Source organism: Sphingobium sp. (assembly GCF_032153725.1).
GTDB lineage: Bacteria > Pseudomonadota > Alphaproteobacteria > Sphingomonadales > Sphingomonadaceae > Sphingobium.
On record NZ_JALDYQ010000008.1, the window covers coordinates 20,211 to 39,878 of the forward strand.

Sequence of the window (19,668 nt, forward strand, 5' to 3'; positions counted from 1 at the left end):
AGTCGTCATGCAGCGGTGAGCGGATCACCGGACTCGCCGTTGGGCCGAAATTGCCGCGCGATGGCTTCCATATAATAGTCACGAACGCACTGGATGCATCGCTTTTCGAGAGCATCCGGGTCATCGAGGAGCAGTTGGAGTGGAAACTTCATATCATTCTCCATGAAGATAAGTGGAAAGATCAAATGTGAGGCTGCCATCCCGAGCGCAAACGCGCATCGGAAGTGGTTTTCGATAGTCGATTTCGGATTTCCTGATTCGATCTCGCGAAGCCAGCGTACACCGATGCCGACTTTTGCCGCGAGTTGGCTTTGCGTCATCCGTACATGTTTACGCCGCTCCTCGATGATCTTGCCGGATAACAGCTTGATCTGGCCGAGACGTTCGGGTTCTCTCGCTTGGGTTGTACTTCGAAGCGGCATGTCCAGGTACTCCCTGAAACTTGCCCGAAAGATCCCATGCGCAGTCCGAGTATCGACGATGGGTGTTATTCACTCCCTGCGTCAAACAGTTTCTTTCCCAATTTGGGAGATGAAGCTACTGAACTTCCTCGGAAATCTTACCCAGCAGAGTGAACTGGGGATTAGCCTTGTCGGCTTCTCCGCCGCGGCGCGGCTACGCGCCCAAAGGCCTCGACAAGCTGGCGATCTTCTGCCGCTGCCAGCGAGAAGAGCGCAACGATATAGAGATGGCCGGTCTGCGGCGAAGTCGAAATTTCTTGTTGCATCAATAGCTTGTCGGAGACGCGTCTCGCCGCATCGATAAGCGCGGTCGAAGCGCCTACGAACCGGATATTATCGCCGACACAGTGATGCCACCGCCGCGCGTCAAGCTCCGCAGCGACCTCACAGACCTCTTGGCACTCCAATATCGCGACAGCCACCATCAGGGTAACGCCGTAAGGAATAAAGTCCTGCAGCAAATGCGCGAGACGGCAATGACATCGAAGAAAGAGGTCTATGCCCGCTTTCGAAAGCCGTAATTTGTAAGTCCGCGACTGCGCCATGGCTGTCCTTCCTCCGAGTTTCCGACTCGTCATCCTTCTCCTTCGCAAGACGAAGCTTGCGTCGAAATGGCCAGCGCTTGAAGCTCAAGACACATGCTGAGCCGGCACTGCAGTGCCGATTGCGGTTCCAGTAGAGCCGCTTCCGGCGGCGTCAGTGCCTTAACCGGCGCCTGGGGTGCCTTGGCCCTTGCGGACCCTTTGCGCATTCGATCATGAATTCGCCATCCCGACAGGGGGACGGCGAGCACAGTCCGAGAAGCCCAAGCTCCCAGCCCGAACCCGAAAACATGAAGACGGAAGATCGGGATTGCCGATTTTCCGAACAGGAGGTGCTGTGTCCAATGTATCAACTTTCGCTTCGCCTGGCCGCTCTTGTTTGCGCGGTGGCATCGGGCTCGACCGTCGAGGCGCGGGACACGCGTCCGTCTCAGGTCACGCCGGTGATGATGAACCGTGCGGAGATCCGCGCGGCCGAAGGCGGGTTCACGATCTACACCTTGTCGCCGTCGCAGGACATCCGACCCCCGTCGGTGGTGGTGTCTGTCGGCAGTTCGGTAAGGATCGACAAGACGATCCTTGTGCAGCGCAAGCTGCCGGCACGGAACGCAGCCGAATGACTGGCGCCAGGCGAGCGGTCCTGTGGGCGAGCGGTGCACTGGCGCTTATCGGCCTTTCGGCAGCGCCTGCTTCCGCGCAGTCATCATCGGCGCCAGACAAGGAGCTCACAAAAGCCGCGGCGGAAGCCGAGCAGCAGCTCCACCAGACTTTCACGAACCTCAAGTTCGACGACTTCGGCCCCGCGCCGGTCAAGGGTCCGATCTACCAGGCGGTCGCCGGCGGCAAGATCATCTATTATGCGCCGCAGAGCGGTCACATCCTGTTTGCCGCGATCTACGATAAGAACGGCGTCAATCTGACTGCCCTCGCCCAGGATGCGAGCACGCGGCGCAAGCTTGGCGCGGTCGATCCGGCGAAAGCGCTGGCCATTGGTCCGGCAGGTGCGCCGACGGTGATCGAGTTCACTGACCCCGACTGCCCCTATTGCCGGACGCTTGAGAAATTCTGGGCGGCCAAGGAAGCGGAGGGCAAGCCCGTCCGGCGGCTGATCTATTTCGTGAGCGGCATCCATCCAGAAGCAGCCGCGAAAGCCGAGCATATTCTGTGCTCCGCGGACAAGGCGGCGGAGTTCAAGGCGATCTACGCCGGCGCCACGCCCAAGCAGCTCCACAAATGTGTGCCCGGTCGGGAAAAGGTCGAGGCCGATGCCGACATCGTCCGCCAGATCGGCGTCAGCGGCACCCCTACACTGATCGTCGATGGACGGCTCATCTCAGGCTTCCAGCAAGGGGAACTCGAGAAATTTCTCGAACAGCCGAAAGTCCCGGTCAAGCCGTCGCCTTAAGCGGGCGACCGGACAGGCAAGCAAGCCATTTCTGGCGGCCATTGAATGCGAAGGCTCACGTGGGACGGAGCATCGATGGACCGGAATGCCGACGGCAGCGAGCTCCTCGGGGGCCGTCCAACGCCGCCGTCGGCCGCCACCGATCCCTCGTTGAGCGGCCAAGCATGGTTTCGGACGGCTCCCCATCCAGCGGAGTGAGTGAAATGATCAGAAAGATTGGAAAACAGGCAGTATCGATCGCGAATGTCGGCGTCCCTTTGGCGCTGTTCGCGGCGATGAGCGGTGGCGCACACGCCTTCACGGCGCCTGCTACCGGCGACCTCGGCTACGACATCTACGACATCGTCGTGAACAAGGGCGTCAAGGGTCCGCTCGGCTTTGTTGCTGGCGTTGCCGCCTTCCTGTTCGGCGTCTCGCGGCTGTTCTCAAACGTGATGATCGGCATTCCGACCATCGTCGCCGCCGTGTGCCTGATCAAGTCGGACACGATCCTCCAAACCTTCGGAATGGTGATCTGAAGATCGGCGGTCGCGCCGTCGAAGGCGCCGCCGCGCGCAGGTCGGGTCCATGACGGGCCCGAACGAGGACAACCGGCTTGGCCGGTGTGTCTTGAAGCAGGAGGAGAAGAGCGTTGGAAGAGCGTCTGCCCCAATATCTCCACCGGCCCGTCCAGATCCTATGGTTCGGCTCGGATGAGTTCATATTGGTCATGTCGACCATCTTCGTCGCCGTCATCGTCGGCGGCGTGATCGGCTGGACGCTGATCGGCGCTCTTCTCCTTTTCATCCCCTGGAAGCGCACCAAGCCGCGCGGGTTCATCCCGCACCTCGCCTGGCGCTGGGGCTTGCTGCGCTTCCGTCATTATCCGGGTCCGACGCAGACCCGCTTCTTCGAGTGAGGCGCCCCATGTCGTTCCTCAAATCCTGGGCCAAAGCCCAAGCCGACCCGCTTTTGGGCAAGCCTGCGAGCTGGGGCATCCACCGCTATTTGCAGGGATCATCGAACCTCTTCGAAGAGAACCGGCTGCTGAAGTTCGCGATCGTCGGCCTGTTCGGCGTGACCGCAGTGCTCGGCACCCTGATCTACACCTCCAACCAGAATCAGCGGACCGTGATCGTGCCGTTCGGCACGGGTGGCGACCTCTACGTCACCGGCAACACGCCGTCGGCGGGTTACCTGAGGATGATGACCCGCAACATCGTCAGTCTCGCGGGGACCTATTCGGCCTATTCTGCGGATCGGCAATTCCAGGAGCTGCTCGCGATAGCCCATCCGTCGGCCTATAACGGCCTTCGGGACAACCTGAGCGGCATCCTCGACGAACTTTCGGACAACCCGACGCTCTCGATCGCGACCTATATCCGTCCCGATCAGCCGGTCCTCACCACCAACACCGACATATTGGTGCCGGTCGAAAAGGTGCGCGTCATCGGCGGCGTGATCCGCAAGTTCCGCGGTAATCTGCGCATCGGTTACGCGCTCGAGAATGGCCGCTTTTGGCTCACCTCCCTTCATGAGGAGAATTTCGATGCCGATCGTTGATCGGGGTGCACGCGTGCGCCCGAATGCCCAGGCGGCGGCCCTGCTGGCCTTTGCAGCGGCCATTTCGGGCCAGGCGCAGGCCCAGTCTATCACCGCCCTGCCTGATCAGACGAGCAGCATCCACCTCTCCAATCGCGACATCAATCATGTCGTCTGTGAGGGTGGCGAGATCGACGACGTCAGATTCTCGGCGGAGAAGGCGATCACCGTCGAGCGCGCGGGATCGGACGCCTGGATCAAGTTCCTGGTAAAGGAGGTCGAGACCGAGGGCGTGCCGACCCGCACTTATGCGACCGCGGCTTCGGAGTTCTTCGTCACCTGCAATGGCGCGGTTTATCCGCTCTATGCCGAACCGTCTGACATCCCGGCGCAGACTGTGATCCTGACGCCCGGCACCGCGCAGCGCGCCCGGGCCAATGCCGATCTGCTTGGCCCTCTGGTCGAGGAGGAACGCGCGGTCTCGATCACATTGTCGCTGCTGCAGGACCGCGTGCCGGCAAGCTTTTCCGAGGTCGCCCCGGTGGCCCGTGATTTCGCCCTGCCCTCGCTACCGTCGGCATCGCTGCACGAGCGGCGGCGGATCTCGATTGACGGCGCCGGCCTTTCCGCAAGCGAATATCTGGTCCGCGTCTCGGCCGCCCAGCGCATCGACGAGCGGGCCTTCCTGCTCTCGTCGCTCGGCGCGAACATCTTCGCGGTCACGCTCGATCGCACCGACCTCCGCGCAGGCGACACTGCCCGGCTGATCGTTGTACGCCGGGGAGCGGTACAGTGAGCGGCGAGCGCGACGATATCGTACCAGGGGACGGCGCATCCATCGAGCAAAGCCCGTATCAGCAACGGCTCGCCGAGCAGGCCGCTGTCGATCTCGACGCACCGCCGCCCGGATCGAGTTGGGATGCCGCGCGAGCGCGATGGGAGTCGCTCAGCTCACGCCAGAAGCTTCGGGCTAAGCAGCTTGGCGTCGCTGCCGCGATTGGCGTGCTCGGCTATGGCCTCTATTCCGCGAGCAGTTCGGATAAACCGGCCGCCACCGCACCGGCGGCAACCAAGCTCGACATGGGCGCGGGGCTCCGCGGCGACAGCCTTGAGGTCAAGCTGCGCGGCGATCTAAAGAAGGTCCTCGACGGCCAAAATCTGCTCGGCGACCGCATCACCGCGATCGAGGAAGGCAAGACCCCGATCGTCCCTCATGCCGCACCGGGGAGCGACGCCGATGGTGGCCCACTTCCGCCTGCGCTACCGGGCAGTCCGCCCGATCTGCCAGCGCCGCCCTCCCCGTCCGAAATCGGCAGCGCTGACGGAAGCCTGCCCGCGCCGCCCGCGCCTCCCGTACCGCCCACGGCACCGCCAGCGCCACCGGTCGAAAAGGTCGTCGGAGCGATCGGGCAGGCGACGACGCCTCTCGCCCCAAAGGACGCCTCGGCGAACGGCGGTTCGGGAGATTCGAAAAAAAAGAATCGGACGATCTATTTGCCGCCTGGTTTCATGAAGGCGAGGCTCCTGACGGGGATCGACGCGCTGGCGAGCCGGGACGCGACGTCCAACCCGGAACCGATCATCGCCCGCGTGCAGGCGCCCGCCGTGCTCCCCAATGACGTCAAAGCGAACCTCTCGGGCTGTTTCGTCATCGGCAATGCGACCGGCAGCCTCGCCAAGGAGCGTGTCGAGATCCAGCTCGTCTCGCTCTCCTGCGTCGACTTCGACGAACATTCAGTGGTCGACCAGCCGGTGAAGGGCTTCTTCGTCGACGCCGACGGCAAAAAGGGCTTGAGCGGTAAGGTCGTGACCCGCGCCGGCGCCGCGCTCGCGCGCACCTTCATCGCCGGCACCATCAGCGGTATCGCACAGACGGTCGAGAATACATTCGGCGACACCTCGACCTCGGCGCTAGGCACCGTGCGGACGCTCGATGCCGGCGATGCCGCCAAGTCCGGCATCGCGGGCGGCCTTTCCAAGTCCTCGGACAAGCTCACCGACTTCTATCTCGACCTCGCGCGCCAGGCCGGACCCATCGTCGAGGTCGGCGCCGCGAAGGACGTGGTCGTCGTCATCCAGGAGGGCGTGACCCTCGAGATCAAGCCAACCGCGGGGAGCAAATTCTGATGCACGCCCTATCCATCATCTGTCGGTCGACGTTTCCGAACGCTCGCGTGGCTCTCCTAATCCCCGCCCTCGCGCTGTTATCGTCTTGCGCGACGGTCGGTTCGCTGATGTCTCCCTATTCGGAGAAGTTCAGCTGCAAGAACAGCGACCATGGCCAATGCATCCATCCGGACAAGGCTTATCAGGACGCCGTCGCTGGTCGCCCGTCTCGATCGGAACCTGCGGTCACGAACGATCGGAAGCTTTTGAAGGCGGAGGGCAGCGGCAGCGCCGCAGCTGGCACCCCAGCCGTGGATCCTCGCGCGAGCAAGCGCGGCGCGACAGGCGCGAACGCATTCTCCGGCTACCGCGACAGCGTCTATCGCGAGCTTCAGGGCCTGATCGACGATCCGGTGACGCCGATGCTGAAGTCGCCGCGCACGATCCGGACGCTGATCCTGCCCTATGCCGACCGCCAGCGGCCCGACCGGCTCTATATGCCACGCTATGTCTATTCAATTCTCGAGGCGCCGAGTTGGGTGGTCGGCGATTATCTGGTCAATCCGGTGTCGCCCGCCGCGCAGGCGCCCGTCCTCGGCCAGGTTCGCGACAAGCCCTCGGACGACGGTGCTCCTGCTTCATCGTCGGACGCACGGCCGTGAGGGCGCCTGGAGCCCGGCATGGCGGAGGCCTGACGTTCACGCGCCTGCGCCAGAGCGTCGCGCGCGACCGCTTCTCCGACTTCATTCCGCTTGTGGCCTGGGATGAGAACGAGGAAGCGTTTCTCTGCATCGATGATGGCTTTGGCTATGCCTGGGAGCTGGTGCCGTCGGCCTATATGTTCGCGCACGTCCATCAGGCGCTGCTCGGCCTGCTCAATATTCATTTCGGACCGGGTACCGTTCTGCAACTGCACAGCTTCGCCGATCCGTTGATTGATGGCGCGCTGGATGCCTTCCTTGATCTCAAGACCCGCCCGGACACGCTGATTCAGGCGTCGGCGCGGCGTACCGCCGATTATTTGGGGATGGGCCGGCACGGCCTGCGCGCCCTTCACGGCATACCGCTGCGCGATTTCCGCACCATATTGTCGGTAAAAACACGGCGGCCGATGCCGAGCGACATGAAGCGGCAGATTGAGGAGCAGCTTGATAAGCTCGGCATCACCCGGCTCGCGCCGGAAGAGACGGTTTCCTTCTATCGCCGAATCTTCAATGGCGTCTATGCCGCTGCGCCGGGCGTGTTCACGAGCGAGCCGAATGCGAAGGGATCCGCCCCGCCCATCCGCAAGCAGATCATCGACGCAGGACCTGATCTTCTGTTCGACGGGCCGGAGGTGTTCCTCGGCAACCAGGTGGCGCGCTGCCTCACCCCCAAGTCGCCGGCGCGGCGCATCTCGGCCGAGCGCGCCAACCGGCTGACCGGCGGCATGCGCGGATCGGCTGAGGACAGCGACCAGATCGGTGGCCCGTTTCTCTACACGCTCAACGTCCTGTTCGATCATTCCGCGTTCGAGATCCACAAGCGCGCGCAGGTACTTTCCGCGCAGAAAGCGGCCGGTAGTTTCGCGGTAGAGGTGGGCAAGCAGATAGAGGAGATCGGCTGGGTTCTCGACGAAGCCGGCAATTCGAAATTCGTCCGTGTCATCCCGACGGTCTGGGTGTTCGGCCGCGACAGCGCCCACGCCCGCGAGATGGCCGCACGGGCCAAGCGGTTGTGGGAGAGCGAGCCCCTGCCGTTCATGATGCAGGAAGAGAGTTATCTCAATCCGATCCTGCTGCCGATGAGCCTCCCCTTCGGGCTTTATCCGGACAATCGCACGATGCGGATGCTCGAACGCGACTTTCGCATGCCTGTGAAGGCTGCCGTGCTGATGGCGCCGATTCAGACCGACTTTCGCGGCGGCGGCCGCCCCGCCCTCCTCTATACAGGCCGCAAGGGGCAGCTGATCACGCTCGATCTCTTCGATCCGCGCATCAACAACTACAATTTCATCGTCTCGGCCGAGAGCGGCGCCGGCAAGAGCTTCCTGCTCAATAATCTCTGCCAGCAATATTATGCCCAGGGCGCACTCATCCGGATCATCGACATCGGCGGCAGCTATCGCAAGCTCTGCACGCTCTGCTCGGGCCGATACATCGACGTGGGCGAGGAGCAGCTCGTTCTCAACCCGTTCGACATGGGCTTTGCCCTGGACGGCGAGGACAAGCAATCGGCGATCTCGATGGCGGTCGCGATCGTCGCGGAGATGGCGAACGCCGCCACCCGCAAAGGTGTCTCGACATCGGAATGGAACCTGCTGAAGTCGGCGGTCCAGTGGACGATCGACGAAGGTCATGCCGAGGAAGGGATCGACGCCGTCCGGGCCTGGCTCGGCGCCTATCCCGAGTTCGCCGCGTCCGATCTCGACCGCGTCGATCATCTGGTTCCGGTCGCGCGCGAACTCGCCTTCAACCTGCGCGATTTCGCCAGCGAGGGCGCCTACGGCCATTTCTTCAACGGCCCCTCGACCTTCGACATCTCTTCGGACGAATTTGTCGTGCTCGAGCTTGAGCGCCTCAAGGCGATGCCGGATCTGTTCAACGTCATCGTGATGGTGGTGGTGAACGCGGTCACCCAGGAACTCTATCTCTCCGCCCGCGACCGGCCCCGCTTCGTGCTTTGCGATGAAGCCGCCCAGTTCATGACCAAGACCGAGGGGCAGGATCTTTCGCGTCTCGCCGAGGCCTTCGGCCAGGGCTACCGCCGCGCGCGCAAATATCAGGGAAGCTTCGGCATCGTCCTGCAGTCGATGAATGACTTGCTGCTGTTCGGCGGCACCGGGCAGGTGATCCTCGAAAATGCGGCAACCCGCTTTCTGTTGCAGGGTTCGACCTATGACAAAGCGGTCGAGAACAAGATCCTCGACTATTCAGGGTTCGTTCTCGATCTGCTGAAGTCCGTTCGCAACTCCAAGCCCCACTACTCTGAAGTCTTTATAGATTCGCCGCTCGGCTTGGGAATCGCGCGGCTCGTAGTCGACCCCTTTTCCTACTGGATCAACACGTCGGCGCCTCAGGAGGTCGCGGCGTTCGAAGCGAAGCTCCGCGCGGGCAAGTCGCCGCTCGAGGCCGTGTGCGAGCTCGCCGGCGTCGATGCGGCGGAGATCCTCGGCCCCCGCGCCGAGGCAGCGGAGTGAGAACGATGTTCAAGCGCAAACCACATCCCGATCAGTTCGCCTTCGATCTTTCGAAGGACGCCGCCCTCGAACGCATGATCGAGGCGCGCGTGGCGATCCGCTGCGAGAATGACGCGATCCGCTGGCGTTTCCGGCTGGTCCTGATCGAGACCTGCATGATCTCGAGCCTGGTGCTGGTCGCGGGGATCGTGCTCAAGCAGCCGACGGCGCTTGTCGTGCGCGGATCATTGCTCGTCGGCGCTGGCTGCTTTGCAAGCGGCGTGATGTTGATAGGCCTGTCCGGGGTCACCAGCCACCTGTTGTCGATCTACCGGCGATGGAGGCTGCGGTGAGAGGCATACTCTCCGGCTCGCCCGCGCCGTCCGCGATCCGGCTGCTGGTCGGCAGCCATCTGCTGCTGTTGATCCAGGCCGGTCTTGTCCTGAACAGTCGGGCGCCGCTCGACGCGATGCTTGCCGCCCTTGTGCTGATGCTAGCCATCGTCGGCGCGGCCGCGCTGATCGCCGCGATCATCGGTGAGCCCCGCGAACCGATAGGCGATCCGCGCCGGAGATATCGTCATGTCCGCTGAACGCCATATCCTCTATGCGCGCGTCGCCTGGTTTCAGGCAGGCACCGTCGCGGCGCTGCTGATCGCGTCCGCCATTATCGCGGGCGCGGCGCATGGCGAGACATCGACGATCGGGCGGACCTGGCCGATCGTCGAACCCGATGCGTTGGCGGAGATCGAAGCGAAGGTCGCGACACTGCCGAAGGGTCTGGGCGCAAAATTCGGGCCACGCTCGCGCTGGTCGGCGATGAAATCGGCGACCCTTGCGACTGCCACCGTCACGCGCGTGCGCACGATCGTGCCCTTCTACACGCTCGACATGGATGTAACCCTGCCGGACGGGCGCGTGCTTTACCCCAAGGGCTTTACGTTCAATCCGCTCACCTATGTCTCGCTGCCGCAGCGGCTCGTCATCGTTCACCCATCCGAGCTTGGCTGGGCGCTGAAAACAGCGGCTGCGACAGACTGGATCCTGCTCGCTGCCGGCGGCAGTGCAGCGGTTGACCCGATCGCGCTGGGAGAAAAGGTCGGGCGCCCACTCTTCATTCTCGAAGAGAGGGTGAAGGATCGGCTCGGCCTGGCCGTCGCCCCCGTCATCGTCGCCCAGGCCGGCCAGCGCCTTGTCCTGACCGAATATGGCCCGAAGAGCCGGACCCTCGCCGAGAGAATGAAGCCATGAACCGCTGTCGGGCAATTTCCGATTACGACGCCTCCCTAAAAAGGGAGCGTGGCGATCGAAGCGACCGGCATGAACAGGCGCAATCCTGCATCCGGCAGGGCCTGAAAGCCATGACGGAGATAGAGATCGCGGCGTCGCGCGACGCGGTCTGGATCACCGCAATCGAGGATATCGAGCAGCGCGATCGAAACGCCGACAATTTCGGAAATGACGAGAATCCGGCGGAGCGCGTCGGAGAGCAGGAACCCGCCGAGGCCTTGTCCCTGATATCGGACGTCGACCCCGATCATGGAAATATAAACGGCTGGAATGTCGCCATGTCCCGGACGGGACCGCGCGAAACTGTCGGGCAATTCGACATAGTCTATCTTGTGCGCGTTCAGACCGTAGAAGCCGATCAGGTCGCCATCGGCCATGGTCATTACATACACGCGCAAATTGTCGGCCTTGACCAGCTTATTTGCGGTTTTCTGAAAATAGTTATCGACTTGGCTGACGCCGGAAGAGAAGCGTCGCCTGTCGTGCCGCTTCGTATCGAGCGGCTCGATGATCAAATCCCTGTCAGCCATCGGGGTTGGAGATCAACGGCTCGTAACGCGCTGCTTGTAGCCCTCGACCGCTCTACGCATCAGCTCGGTCGGCTCTGGAGGATTATCAAGCGCATCGAGGATCGCTGCGAAATCCTTAGCGCTCACGGCCGTGTGCTCGTGGGTCGAGATTGTTGCGAGCGCGGCATTATAGAGAGCATTGATCGCGAACACCGAATCGTCGACGCCGGACAGGGCTGCGGCGCGCTGGATCGCGTCCTTAACGCGCGGCTTCATGCGAAAATTCATGCGCTCGGTTGCGCGCTCGTCGATGTTCACATTGATGTCGTGCCGGGCATTCATCGCCCATTCCTTTCTGTAACGCGGTTGGTTGCCATGTACGTCGAAAGTACGCACAAGGCAACTACGCTCGATGAATTTGAGCGATGCATCCTCGTCCTATGGCGGCGACATCGGCACCCTGCCAGGCTCATCTCGAGGCCCGTCCGCCCGGCCGCCGTCCGCGTCGAGGTGGCTTCATGATCCGGCGGCTGCCCATCTTCCTCATCGGCTTGGCAATCGGTCTCGCCGGCACTCTTGCCTGGCCAAGAGCCGCGCACGCCTCGTCTTGTCCCGTGGGCGCCGTGTTCAATCCGATCACCAAGGTCCGCTGGACCTGCATCTTTCCGATCACCATCGGCGGCGTGCGCATCGGCACGTTCGACAAGCTTTCGAAGGAACTGGACGCGCAATCCTCATCGAAGCCGCTTTGTGCGTGCCGCAAGGGCGCGACCTTCTGGTTCGGGGTGAAAGTCAGCTTCTGGTCGCCCAACCGCATGATCGACGTCGTGACCGAACCCGGTTGCATGATGGCCCTGGGCGCGGATCTGATGCCCACACATGGGAAGCTTCAAGGGAGCCAGTCCTCGATCTCGGACGGCACCAACACGCGCAAGATGTTCGCGCAGATGCACTATTATATCTCGCCCGTCTGGGCGATGCTCGACATGTTCACCGATCTTCCCTGTCTGGAGGATGACGGGTTCGACGTCGCGCTGATCACCGAGGTGCTGCCGACCTGGCAGTCGGGCACGCTCGGCGCCATCATCCAGCCCGAGGGAATATTGTTCGGCAATCCTGCCGCCGGGCTGGCCTGCATGGCGGACAGTGCAGCGGCCGCCGCCGGCAAGGTCATCGATCCGCTCTTCTGGTGCATGGGAAGCTGGGGGGCGACCTATCCCATCGCCGGCGACATCCATTTCGACGATTCGGTCGAAGCCTGGGCAGGCCTCGCGGCGCGGGGCACCTTCATGATGGGCCGGCTCGGGGCCGCCACCATCAGCTCGGCGGATGGCTGCTCGTTCAAGGCGGCGCCGATCTGGACGAAGTCCCGCTATAAATATCAGCTGATGGAGCCCGTCAAAGGCGGCTCCTGCGTCAATGTCGGCCGTCCCGGCGCGCTCTGGTCTTCGGCCAAGCACGCACCCGGCAAGGACAATGCCCAGTTCATGGTCTTCGAAAAGGTGATCTGTTGCGCCGGGATCTCGACGCCATGAGCCGATCATCTTCCCCCCGTTCCACGCCAGCCCGGCCAGGTGCCCGGTCTGTCCGCCACAGCCAGGTTGGCGGCCGCAGGCGGCGTGGCGCCGGGGCGGTGTCCAACAGCCCCCAGGACACCGTCCCGCCCCCGGTCAGCGCGGTCGATCCTCTCCCGCCGCGGCAAGGGCCCTCCCCCCTCGCCCGCGGGGTCGCACCCGGCCGCGCTGACCACCCTGGATGGACAGGCAGTGTTCCGCCTGATCCGCTCTGCCGACCGCATTCTGCCGCAGGGCGAGTTGTTCCGCTTTCGGCACGGCTCGCGGATCCATCGCGTCTTTTGCTCCGAGGCGCGGACATGACGCGCGCCTGTCTCCTTGCCCTCCTCTGCGCCTGTTCCTCGGCCGGCGTCCACGCGCAGACGATGGACGAGCGGGCGCGCTCCGCGGCGGCGGCCGCCCAGGCCAAGACCGGTTCGAGCGATGCGTTGCGCCAGAATTATGTAACGCCCGGCATGGCCGGCCAGCCGATCGCGACCGTGGACAACAGCAAGACATTCACACCGACGATCAATTGCCAGAAGACGGCAAGCCTGCTCGAGGTGCTGATCCAGCCCTCGTCGACCGGTGACATCGGAACGGTCCGGATATCGCAGGATACAGATTTCGACGGCAGCTTCGACAAATCGAATACACTGCCCGTCCCCGTCTCGGGTATCTGCGCCAACGGCGTGATTTCCTGCCAGCCAGGCACATGGAACCAGTGCCACTCGTTCAAATGGGACGTGGACGGCGCCAAAGCCTTGAAGCTGACCGAGGTCGCAATGCCGGACCTCGCCGGCTGCTACTGCGTCAACAACAGTTGCGGGACCAATCTCGTCTTCGGCAATCTCGCCGAGGTGCTCAAGGATCTGGGCGGCGGCATGGTGGGAGCGCTCACCACGCTCGACCCGCGCATTGGCGTTGCACAGGCACAGGTGAACGGACCGGTTATCGATTATGTCGGCGCGCAGGCGACGGCGTGCACGGCCGACCCCGCTATCGGCCAGACAGCCTATCGGTCGAAGCCTGCCGCGATCCAGGGCGACGCCACGTCGATCGCCGCCGGCAACAGCATCTTCCAGACGCTCAAAGGGTCTCCGGCCGGTGTCGGCAAGGCCGAGCAGACGCGCAATTGCACCATCGAGCGGGAGGTCACGCTTACGTCTGCCAGCTATGACGATATCGTCACCGCGACCGGCTCGATGCTCGGGGTGACAAGCTGCGGCCCGGACTGCCGCATTTATCGCATCGGCGGCACGGGCAACTGCAACGATCCGCCAGCGACCTTCTCGCTGAGATTCGTTGCCAACAAACCCGAGCGCATCGTTTCCGCGCGCATCCTCGAGCTGCAGACCGCCGACTGGGAGCAGGCAAGGGTCAATGGTGTTCCGGTCGCCTATGCCGGCAAGCGGCCATGGCTTACCAACAGCTTGCCCAGCGGCGATTGCGGCGTTGGCGATAACTACAGCGCCTATCCCAATTATGATTTCACCGATGCGCTCCGCAACGGCGATGTGACGGTCGATTCTCGCATTCGCGCGACGGGCGACCATAAGACCGGATATCTCACGGTCCAGATCCGCGTCGACACGAGCTGCGAGACCAGCGAGCGGCTGGTGGATCTGTGCTCAGGCTATGCCGCGGACGCCGCGTGCCGGCTGACAGATGAAAATGTCGACGGCGTCGAGACCTTCAGAAATGGCATCGGTACCGGGCTCAAGCCCCTGCCCCAGACCCGGCTGTTCGGTAGCGACAGCTGCACGGTTCAACTCCGCCGCGATTTCTTCCAGCGCAGCCGCTCGTACAGATGCGTTCTCGATACAGGCAGCATGCCGCAGCCGGATCTGAGCCGGGGCGCCTATATCATCGACCATTCGACCGAGACGCTGCTCGCCGACCAGGTCAGGAAGCCCGACGGCAGCCTGTCGCAGACGAGCTCGCCCTTCTCGCTTCCCGACCGTGGCTCGGTGCCTGCATGCGAAGCGATCTGCAAGACGCGCGCGCCCAAGGCGAACACTGCTGCGGCACCGGCGGGAGTCATTGGCAGCCAGCAGAATGATCCAACGGGCTGGGACACATTCTATCATGTCTGCGACGCCGCGAACGTCTGCCCGACGGGGCCCGGCGAGGAGATTGTGAGCGCCTGCGGCTGCCTTGACGATTTCCCCGAGGCGGTCGTGATGATGCAGTCGGTTCGGCTCGCCGGGGCCGACATGACCTGCACGAGCGCCGTGCCATGACGCGAGCCCCGTCCTTGCGCGGGCCGTTGCTCGCCATCACCATGGTGCTGGCAGGCCTCGCCGCCGCCCCGGCCCATGCGCAGCAGCTCTGCGCGGTCGATCTGAATGGCAATGGCGACGCAGCCGATCCGGGCGAGACAGCCAGTTGTGCTGGCACCGCGTCGGGTGGGTGGCAATGTCCGATCCAGCAGACCGCCTGCACCGTGACGGCGCCGGGCGTCTATGCCTGCCCGCTCGGGAACCAATATGCCTGCGAGGCGCCGGCGTCGGGCGGCGCGCCGACCTGCTCGCCCAACGCCTGCATCGACACCGGAGCCAGTCCGATCGAAGACGAGCCGGTCGTCGATGATCCGGGCGCGCCCGCTGACGGGGCGGTGGACGCCGACGGAAACTGCACCGCCAACATAGAGATTTTCTCGGGTCGTGCGGTCCGCTGCCGCCCGGCCGGGCTTAAGACCACCTTCCAGAATTGCTGCAAGGACAAAGGCAAGATCGTCAAAGACGGGATGGGATCGTCGATCTCGTCGATCGGGACCAAGATCGCGGTCGCCAAGGGCGTGTTCACCGGCATGAAGGCCGCTTACACGGCGTTCAAGGCCGGGGCGACCGCGAGCCAGGCCGCAAGCGCAGGCGCTAACGCCATCATCGTCGGTATCGACCCCACATCGATCGCGATCAGCCTCGCGGTCAATTTCATGATCGAGGTCCTGCTTCAGGGCTGCGACAGCCAAGACATGGAAACCGGCATGCTGCGCGGATCGGGCATGTGTCACGAGGTCGGCAGCTACTGCTCGTCGAAGATCCTCGGCATCTGCGTGCAGAAGGCCAGGGGCCATTGCTGCTTCAATACCAAGCTCGGCCGTATCATCCAGGAGCAGGGTCGGCCGCAGCTTAAATCGTTCAACGGCATCGGCTGGGGGAGCCCCAAGAATCCGATTTGCCGCGGCTTCACGCCGGAGGAGTTCCAGGCGCTCGATTTCAGCAAGATGGATCTCTCCGAATATTATTCCGAGATCGAGGCCCGCACCCAGGGCGAAATCCAGGTCGACATGAAGGACAAGATCGATGCCTATATGCAGACGGTCGGGCACTGACGTGCGCCTGCGGCCGGTGGTCATCATGACCCTTTGGGGCTTGGCGTTGCCTGTCATGGTTCAGGCGCAGACGCCACCCGACGGCGCGAAAGCGAAGATCGAAGCGCAAGGTGGCGCGGCCGTCGACCGGCTCAAGGGCGCGATCGCCAGACAGAAGCCCGGCGACGCGAGCGTCACCCCCGGCACGCCGCCGGAGCCGAGCCCGGAAATACGCAGGCGCGCCTTCGAAGCGGTGCGACGCCGTGCACCGGCACCGGCGATGGATGCGCGCGCGCGGGCCGCGCTCGAAGCCGGTCGCGCGGACGTCGCGCGCGAACGCGAAGCGATGGCGAAACGCCTCGGTCAGGCGCTGGGGCTCGACGCACCGGACACGACAGCGCTCGCCAGGGCGGTCGCGCCTCCCGCCAAGGCTGCCTGGGTGCCGGTCTTGTTCGTGTCATCCTCGATGCCGGTCGCGATCTTGCGGACCTACGCCGGGCAGCTTGAAAGGGCGCATGGTGTCCTTGCGTTCCGAGGCATGCCCGGCGGGCTGACCAGGGTGGCGCCGATGGCGAAGCTGTCGGCCGAGATCCTCAGGCTCGACCCCGGCTGCGAAGGACCGGCCTGCGCGATGAGCAACGTCCAGCTGATCGTGGATCCCATCGTCTTCCGCCAGCATGGCATCGTGCGCGTGCCCGCGCTGGCGATGATCCCCGGCGATCCGACGCAGCCCTATTGCGAGCGCGAGGACGATAGCCCGCGCAGCCACAACATCGTCTACGGCGATGCCGCGCTCTCCGGACTGCTCGAAGAATATGGCCGCCTCGGCGGAGACAAGGAGGTGCGCGATGCTCAGGCTCGTCTGGAATCTCGGTAGGAAGGCGTGGCCGGAGGTCAAGCTGCTGCCGCTGCGTGCCGCCGTCGCATTGGGCGCCTCTGGCCTTGGGCAGCCCCTGCGCCCCGAGCAGCTCTTCAAGGCCTATTGCATCGTGCTGCCGATCGGGCTTCTCACATGGTGGGCAATACCCCAGGTCACCTGGGTGATGAGCCCCTCGATCGACGCCTGGGCTGTCCGCGCCGATCCGGGGCCTATCCATAGAGGCGACCTCGTGTCGTTCGTGCTTTCCCATCCGCTGGCTGGCCCAAAGCCGGTCGCCGTCACCAAATATGCGCTGTGCATGCCAGGCGATCGTCTCGACATGATCGAAAAGCCCTCGACGGTCCGCGGCGCGTGGGACGGCTGGTATTATTGCAACAACAAGCTGATGGGTGTCAGCAAGCCCATCGGCCGCAACGGCCAGCGGCTCGACCATTACCGGCCCCCGCAACGGCTGATCCCGGCCGGGGTCATCTTCGTGGGCTCCCATCATCCGAGCGGGTTCGACAGCCGTTATTATGGTCCAGTGTCGATCGGGCGGCTGACACGGATGGAGCGCGTGTTGTGAGAGGGGTCGCGCTCATCCTCGGCGTCGCGCTCGCGCTCGCGTCTGTCTCGACTTCCGCGCAGGCGCAGACGGACGCCTCTCGACAGGGCTATTGGTGGTATGCGCCGAAGCCCAAGCCGGTAGAAACCAGGCCCGCTGACGAGGATGCATTGGTCAAGCCGGCCATCCCGCCGATGGCGGAGCTCGCCACCTGGACCCCTCCGAAGATCCGCAAGCTCATCGAGCAGCAGCGTGATTATGCCGCGACCGTGCTCACGGTGGATGCGGTTGCCGATTTCTGGCGGCTCGAAGATTTTGCCCGGCGGAAAGCCCGGGCGTTCGCAGGCGTCACGCAACTCGCCATGCTCCAGCATCCCGAACTCAACTCGAAGTCCGCCAATCCAATGGTCGGCGATGCGCGCGACCAGCTGCTCGCCTACAAGGACGATACACGGCGCCAGTATCTGCGCGCGCATGCCGGGGAATTCGCGCTGGTGATGTTCAGCCGGACGACGTGCGGCTATTGCCGGGTCCAGTGGCCGATCGTCCAGCGCTTCCAGGAGGAGATGGGCTGGCAAGTTACGCTGATGGATCTCGACCGTCGCCCCGAACTGGGGCAGCGATTTGGGGTCGAGGTCACGCCCACCACCATGCTCATCCGGCGTGGCAGCCAGCAGCGCATGGTCATCGCGAGCGGCGTCGAGGCGTATCCCGCCCTCGCGCAGATGGCCTATCAGGCCGTGCGTCTGCTCACCGGCGACATTCGTCCGGAGCAGTTCATGACCGGCGCGGGCGAGGAAGGCGGTTTCTTCGACGCTCTGAGCCTGGGACCGGTCTCGGCGAGCGATCCGAGGGCCGCGGCCGAACAGATGCTCGGCGGCAATCTTCTGGATCCATCGGGAGCGAAGCCATGAACTTGGTCAGGCAAGCGAGGCGACAGAATGTACGCGGCTGCCTTGAGGCCTCCCCGGGTTCACGCGGGTATCTGGGCCTCCTCGCCTTGGGCTTGAAGAAGGCGGACAGCTTCCTTGTCGAAGCTCACGAATGTCTCCCCGCCAAGCCATCTGCCCATGTGGGCAATGACCCCGTCAGCAAAGTCACCGCCCGCATCGAGGATGGCGAGGCCCGCTTCAGCCGCCTCTCTGTCCGTCGCGACATTGTCGGCGGCAAGAAGAAGGCGCAGGGAGTAGGCGATCTCTTGGCCGCTGAATCGATAGGCTGTTCGCAAAACCCAGCAAAACTCGCACAAGGCTGGCAAAGCGACCGCAACGACCTGCGCCTTCGCCATGATGTCGCGTGCGATCGGGCCTTGAACGGGATGGTCCTGTGTTCCTGCGCGTACGAGGATGTTCGTGTCAGCAACGACTTTCAACGTTCGCCTGCCCAACCCTTGGCAATAGCCTCGTTCATTTCCTCTATGGAGATCGGCCGTTGGCCTTCTCGTTTCAACGACCCAAAAAAGTCGGTAATTTTGCCTTGTGGCTTCGCGGCCTCGACCTGGATCTTGCCGTTCGGCAGCTTACGAACATTGATCTTCGATCCGGCATCTACCCCCAGATGCTTGAGAATGTCTTTCCGCAGCGTGATCTGGCCCTTCGCCGTCACGGTAAGCGTGGTCATCGAAATATTCCTTTTGCTAGCCGTCAATGTAAGGATAAAGAGCCTTACTTGCAAGCTGCTCAATTACCCTCTTTACGGCAGCGGCGTTCGGCGATCGGCTAGCAAGCGAGTGCCGTGGCTCAATCCTCGTAGCTCTCCAGCGCCGTTTGGACGAGAGCGGTCATGAGGGCGCCCCTCATGTTCCTCCTCGGCATGCCGGGCGTCGTTATCTGCGGGATGGCGGCAGACATGGCGTGCGCCCAACCCGTGTCGCGGGACGTGGCACGGCGCGCGGCCATTCATCCGGTCGCCGATTCCGCGGCCATGCAAACCTGGCTGTCCCGCGTGCCCCTCACACGCAACTTTCCTCCCGATTTTGGCGCGACGTTGAGAGGCGATGCACCCGCCTTCGTCGTGGAGATGACGACTGCGCCTGGCTGCGCGCCCTGCGCGGATCTGTGGACCAAGCTGCAGACGCTGCATCGCCAATACGGCGTGGATGTCAAAGTCCTCTCGCGCGAGGAGGCAATGGTGCGATCCGGCCGGCTTGGGCTGCCCTGGGTCGGTCACCCGGTGGCATGGGTCCGGGCCACGAACGATCCCGATCGCGTGATCCCGGTCGCGATCGGGACCGATCACAGCGTCAACCTCGCGCGCAACATCTATCTGGCCTTCAAGATGATGACCGGTGTGAGGCCGGACGTCGCGGTGCGGGCCATGGCCAAGTTCACCGGCATTGTCGGCGTCGCGGCATCGTCTCCATCCCATTCGAAGAGCAACTGAGCA

The 19,668-nt window shown here is 63.6% G+C and carries 25 protein-coding genes; 19 read left to right on the plus strand and 6 right to left on the minus strand.

The features are described from left to right. Nucleotides 1–5: 5 nt before the first annotated feature. Nucleotides 6–422: a helix-turn-helix domain-containing protein gene (locus RUH75_RS04525; protein ID WP_313802601.1), complete on the minus strand. Its 417-nt coding sequence runs from the start codon at nucleotides 420–422 to the stop codon at nucleotides 6–8. Nucleotides 423–583: 161 nt separating this feature from the next. Further along, nucleotides 584–1,006 carry a hypothetical protein gene (locus tag RUH75_RS04530; protein ID WP_313802603.1) on the minus strand — a complete coding sequence of 141 codons (423 nt, stop codon included), beginning with the start codon at nucleotides 1,004–1,006 and terminating at the stop codon, nucleotides 584–586. A 341-nt stretch (nucleotides 1,007–1,347) separates the two neighbouring features. Here RUH75_RS04530 and RUH75_RS04535 point away from each other — a divergent pair, with 341 nt between their 5' ends. The 12 genes from RUH75_RS04535 (at nucleotide 1,348) to RUH75_RS04590 (ending at nucleotide 10,442) form a co-directional block, all read left to right on the plus strand. Next, nucleotides 1,348–1,623, plus strand: coding sequence for a hypothetical protein (locus tag RUH75_RS04535; RefSeq protein WP_313802605.1), 276 nt, complete (start codon nucleotides 1,348–1,350; stop codon nucleotides 1,621–1,623). Beyond that, nucleotides 1,620–2,408, plus strand: a complete 789-nt coding sequence (locus RUH75_RS04540; protein ID WP_313802607.1) for a DsbC family protein — start codon at nucleotides 1,620–1,622, stop codon at nucleotides 2,406–2,408. The genes RUH75_RS04535 and RUH75_RS04540 overlap by 4 nt, the downstream gene beginning before the upstream one ends. A gap of 203 nt (nucleotides 2,409–2,611) precedes the next feature. After that, entirely contained in the window at nucleotides 2,612–2,926 is a 315-nt protein-coding gene (locus RUH75_RS04545) for a hypothetical protein (protein WP_313802609.1), read from the plus strand. Nucleotides 2,927–3,039: 113 nt separating this feature from the next. Beyond that, complete coding sequence (locus tag RUH75_RS04550; protein ID WP_313802611.1) at nucleotides 3,040–3,306, plus strand: type IV conjugative transfer system protein TraL; 267 nt, start codon at nucleotides 3,040–3,042, stop codon at nucleotides 3,304–3,306. Between the two features lie 8 nt (nucleotides 3,307–3,314). Then, entirely contained in the window at nucleotides 3,315–3,950 is a 636-nt protein-coding gene (locus RUH75_RS04555) for a TraE/TraK family type IV conjugative transfer system protein (protein WP_313802613.1), read from the plus strand. Continuing rightward, complete coding sequence (locus RUH75_RS04560; protein ID WP_313802615.1) at nucleotides 3,937–4,725, plus strand: type-F conjugative transfer system secretin TraK; 789 nt, start codon at nucleotides 3,937–3,939, stop codon at nucleotides 4,723–4,725. The genes RUH75_RS04555 and RUH75_RS04560 overlap by 14 nt, the downstream gene beginning before the upstream one ends. Beyond that, complete coding sequence (locus tag RUH75_RS04565; RefSeq protein ID WP_313802617.1) at nucleotides 4,722–6,056, plus strand: TraB/VirB10 family protein; 1,335 nt, start codon at nucleotides 4,722–4,724, stop codon at nucleotides 6,054–6,056. Before RUH75_RS04560 ends, RUH75_RS04565 begins: the two co-directional genes overlap by 4 nt. Beyond that, a complete protein-coding gene (locus RUH75_RS04570) occupies nucleotides 6,056–6,697 on the plus strand; it encodes a TraV family lipoprotein (RefSeq protein ID WP_313802619.1) in 642 nt (213 codons plus the stop codon). Before RUH75_RS04565 ends, RUH75_RS04570 begins: the two co-directional genes overlap by 1 nt. After that, nucleotides 6,694–9,213, plus strand: a complete 2,520-nt coding sequence (locus RUH75_RS04575) for a TraC family protein (protein WP_313802621.1) — start codon at nucleotides 6,694–6,696, stop codon at nucleotides 9,211–9,213. Before RUH75_RS04570 ends, RUH75_RS04575 begins: the two co-directional genes overlap by 4 nt. 5 nt (nucleotides 9,214–9,218) lie before the next feature. Beyond that, nucleotides 9,219–9,545 (plus strand): hypothetical protein, encoded by a 327-nt coding sequence (locus tag RUH75_RS04580; RefSeq protein WP_313802622.1) that lies wholly within the window; start codon nucleotides 9,219–9,221, stop codon nucleotides 9,543–9,545. Beyond that, nucleotides 9,542–9,784 (plus strand): hypothetical protein, encoded by a 243-nt coding sequence (locus tag RUH75_RS04585; RefSeq protein WP_313802623.1) that lies wholly within the window; start codon nucleotides 9,542–9,544, stop codon nucleotides 9,782–9,784. Before RUH75_RS04580 ends, RUH75_RS04585 begins: the two co-directional genes overlap by 4 nt. Beyond that, nucleotides 9,774–10,442 (plus strand): conjugal transfer protein TraW, encoded by a 669-nt coding sequence (locus RUH75_RS04590; RefSeq protein ID WP_313802625.1) that lies wholly within the window; start codon nucleotides 9,774–9,776, stop codon nucleotides 10,440–10,442. The genes RUH75_RS04585 and RUH75_RS04590 overlap by 11 nt, the downstream gene beginning before the upstream one ends. Nucleotides 10,443–10,477: 35 nt before the next feature. On the opposite strand, the gene RUH75_RS04595 is transcribed toward RUH75_RS04590, so the two are convergent. Both RUH75_RS04595 and RUH75_RS04600 read right to left on the minus strand, forming a co-directional pair. Beyond that, the gene (locus RUH75_RS04595) at nucleotides 10,478–11,011 is read right to left on the minus strand and encodes a GNAT family N-acetyltransferase (protein WP_313802627.1); all 534 of its coding nucleotides are present in this window, start codon (nucleotides 11,009–11,011) and stop codon (nucleotides 10,478–10,480) included. A gap of 12 nt (nucleotides 11,012–11,023) precedes the next feature. Beyond that, nucleotides 11,024–11,332, minus strand: coding sequence for a DUF1778 domain-containing protein (locus RUH75_RS04600; protein ID WP_313802629.1), 309 nt, complete (start codon nucleotides 11,330–11,332; stop codon nucleotides 11,024–11,026). Nucleotides 11,333–11,508: 176 nt separating this feature from the next. On the opposite strand from RUH75_RS04600, the gene RUH75_RS04605 reads away from it, so the two are divergent. From RUH75_RS04605 to RUH75_RS04630, 6 genes are all read left to right on the plus strand, one after another. After that, entirely contained in the window at nucleotides 11,509–12,525 is a 1,017-nt protein-coding gene (locus tag RUH75_RS04605; RefSeq protein ID WP_313802631.1) for a TraU family protein, read from the plus strand. Between the two features lie 338 nt (nucleotides 12,526–12,863). Beyond that, the gene (locus tag RUH75_RS04610) at nucleotides 12,864–14,786 is read left to right on the plus strand and encodes a hypothetical protein (RefSeq protein ID WP_313802633.1); all 1,923 of its coding nucleotides are present in this window, start codon (nucleotides 12,864–12,866) and stop codon (nucleotides 14,784–14,786) included. A 41-nt stretch (nucleotides 14,787–14,827) separates the two neighbouring features. After that, nucleotides 14,828–15,880: a conjugal transfer protein TraN gene (traN, locus tag RUH75_RS04615; RefSeq protein WP_313802709.1), complete on the plus strand. Its 1,053-nt coding sequence runs from the start codon at nucleotides 14,828–14,830 to the stop codon at nucleotides 15,878–15,880. Continuing rightward, a complete protein-coding gene (locus RUH75_RS04620; RefSeq protein ID WP_409592319.1) occupies nucleotides 15,852–16,736 on the plus strand; it encodes a TrbC family F-type conjugative pilus assembly protein in 885 nt (294 codons plus the stop codon). Before traN ends, RUH75_RS04620 begins: the two co-directional genes overlap by 29 nt. Continuing rightward, nucleotides 16,708–17,304 carry a S26 family signal peptidase gene (locus RUH75_RS04625; RefSeq protein WP_313802635.1) on the plus strand — a complete coding sequence of 199 codons (597 nt, stop codon included), beginning with the start codon at nucleotides 16,708–16,710 and terminating at the stop codon, nucleotides 17,302–17,304. The genes RUH75_RS04620 and RUH75_RS04625 overlap by 29 nt, the downstream gene beginning before the upstream one ends. Further along, on the plus strand, nucleotides 17,301–18,197 hold the full coding sequence (locus RUH75_RS04630; RefSeq protein WP_313802637.1) for a conjugal transfer protein TraF: 897 nt from the start codon (nucleotides 17,301–17,303) through the stop codon (nucleotides 18,195–18,197). The genes RUH75_RS04625 and RUH75_RS04630 overlap by 4 nt, the downstream gene beginning before the upstream one ends. 59 nt (nucleotides 18,198–18,256) lie before the next feature. Here the strand turns inward: RUH75_RS04630 and RUH75_RS04635 are convergent, their stop codons facing one another. Both RUH75_RS04635 and RUH75_RS04640 read right to left on the minus strand, forming a co-directional pair. Continuing rightward, nucleotides 18,257–18,655, minus strand: a complete 399-nt coding sequence (locus RUH75_RS04635) for a type II toxin-antitoxin system VapC family toxin (RefSeq protein WP_313802713.1) — start codon at nucleotides 18,653–18,655, stop codon at nucleotides 18,257–18,259. Then, on the minus strand, nucleotides 18,652–18,903 hold the full coding sequence (locus tag RUH75_RS04640) for an AbrB/MazE/SpoVT family DNA-binding domain-containing protein (RefSeq protein ID WP_313802638.1): 252 nt from the start codon (nucleotides 18,901–18,903) through the stop codon (nucleotides 18,652–18,654). Before RUH75_RS04640 ends, RUH75_RS04635 begins: the two co-directional genes overlap by 4 nt. Nucleotides 18,904–19,080: 177 nt before the next feature. On the opposite strand from RUH75_RS04640, the gene RUH75_RS04645 reads away from it, so the two are divergent. Next, nucleotides 19,081–19,665, plus strand: a complete 585-nt coding sequence (locus RUH75_RS04645) for a hypothetical protein (RefSeq protein ID WP_313802640.1) — start codon at nucleotides 19,081–19,083, stop codon at nucleotides 19,663–19,665. Nucleotides 19,666–19,668 lie beyond the last annotated feature (3 nt).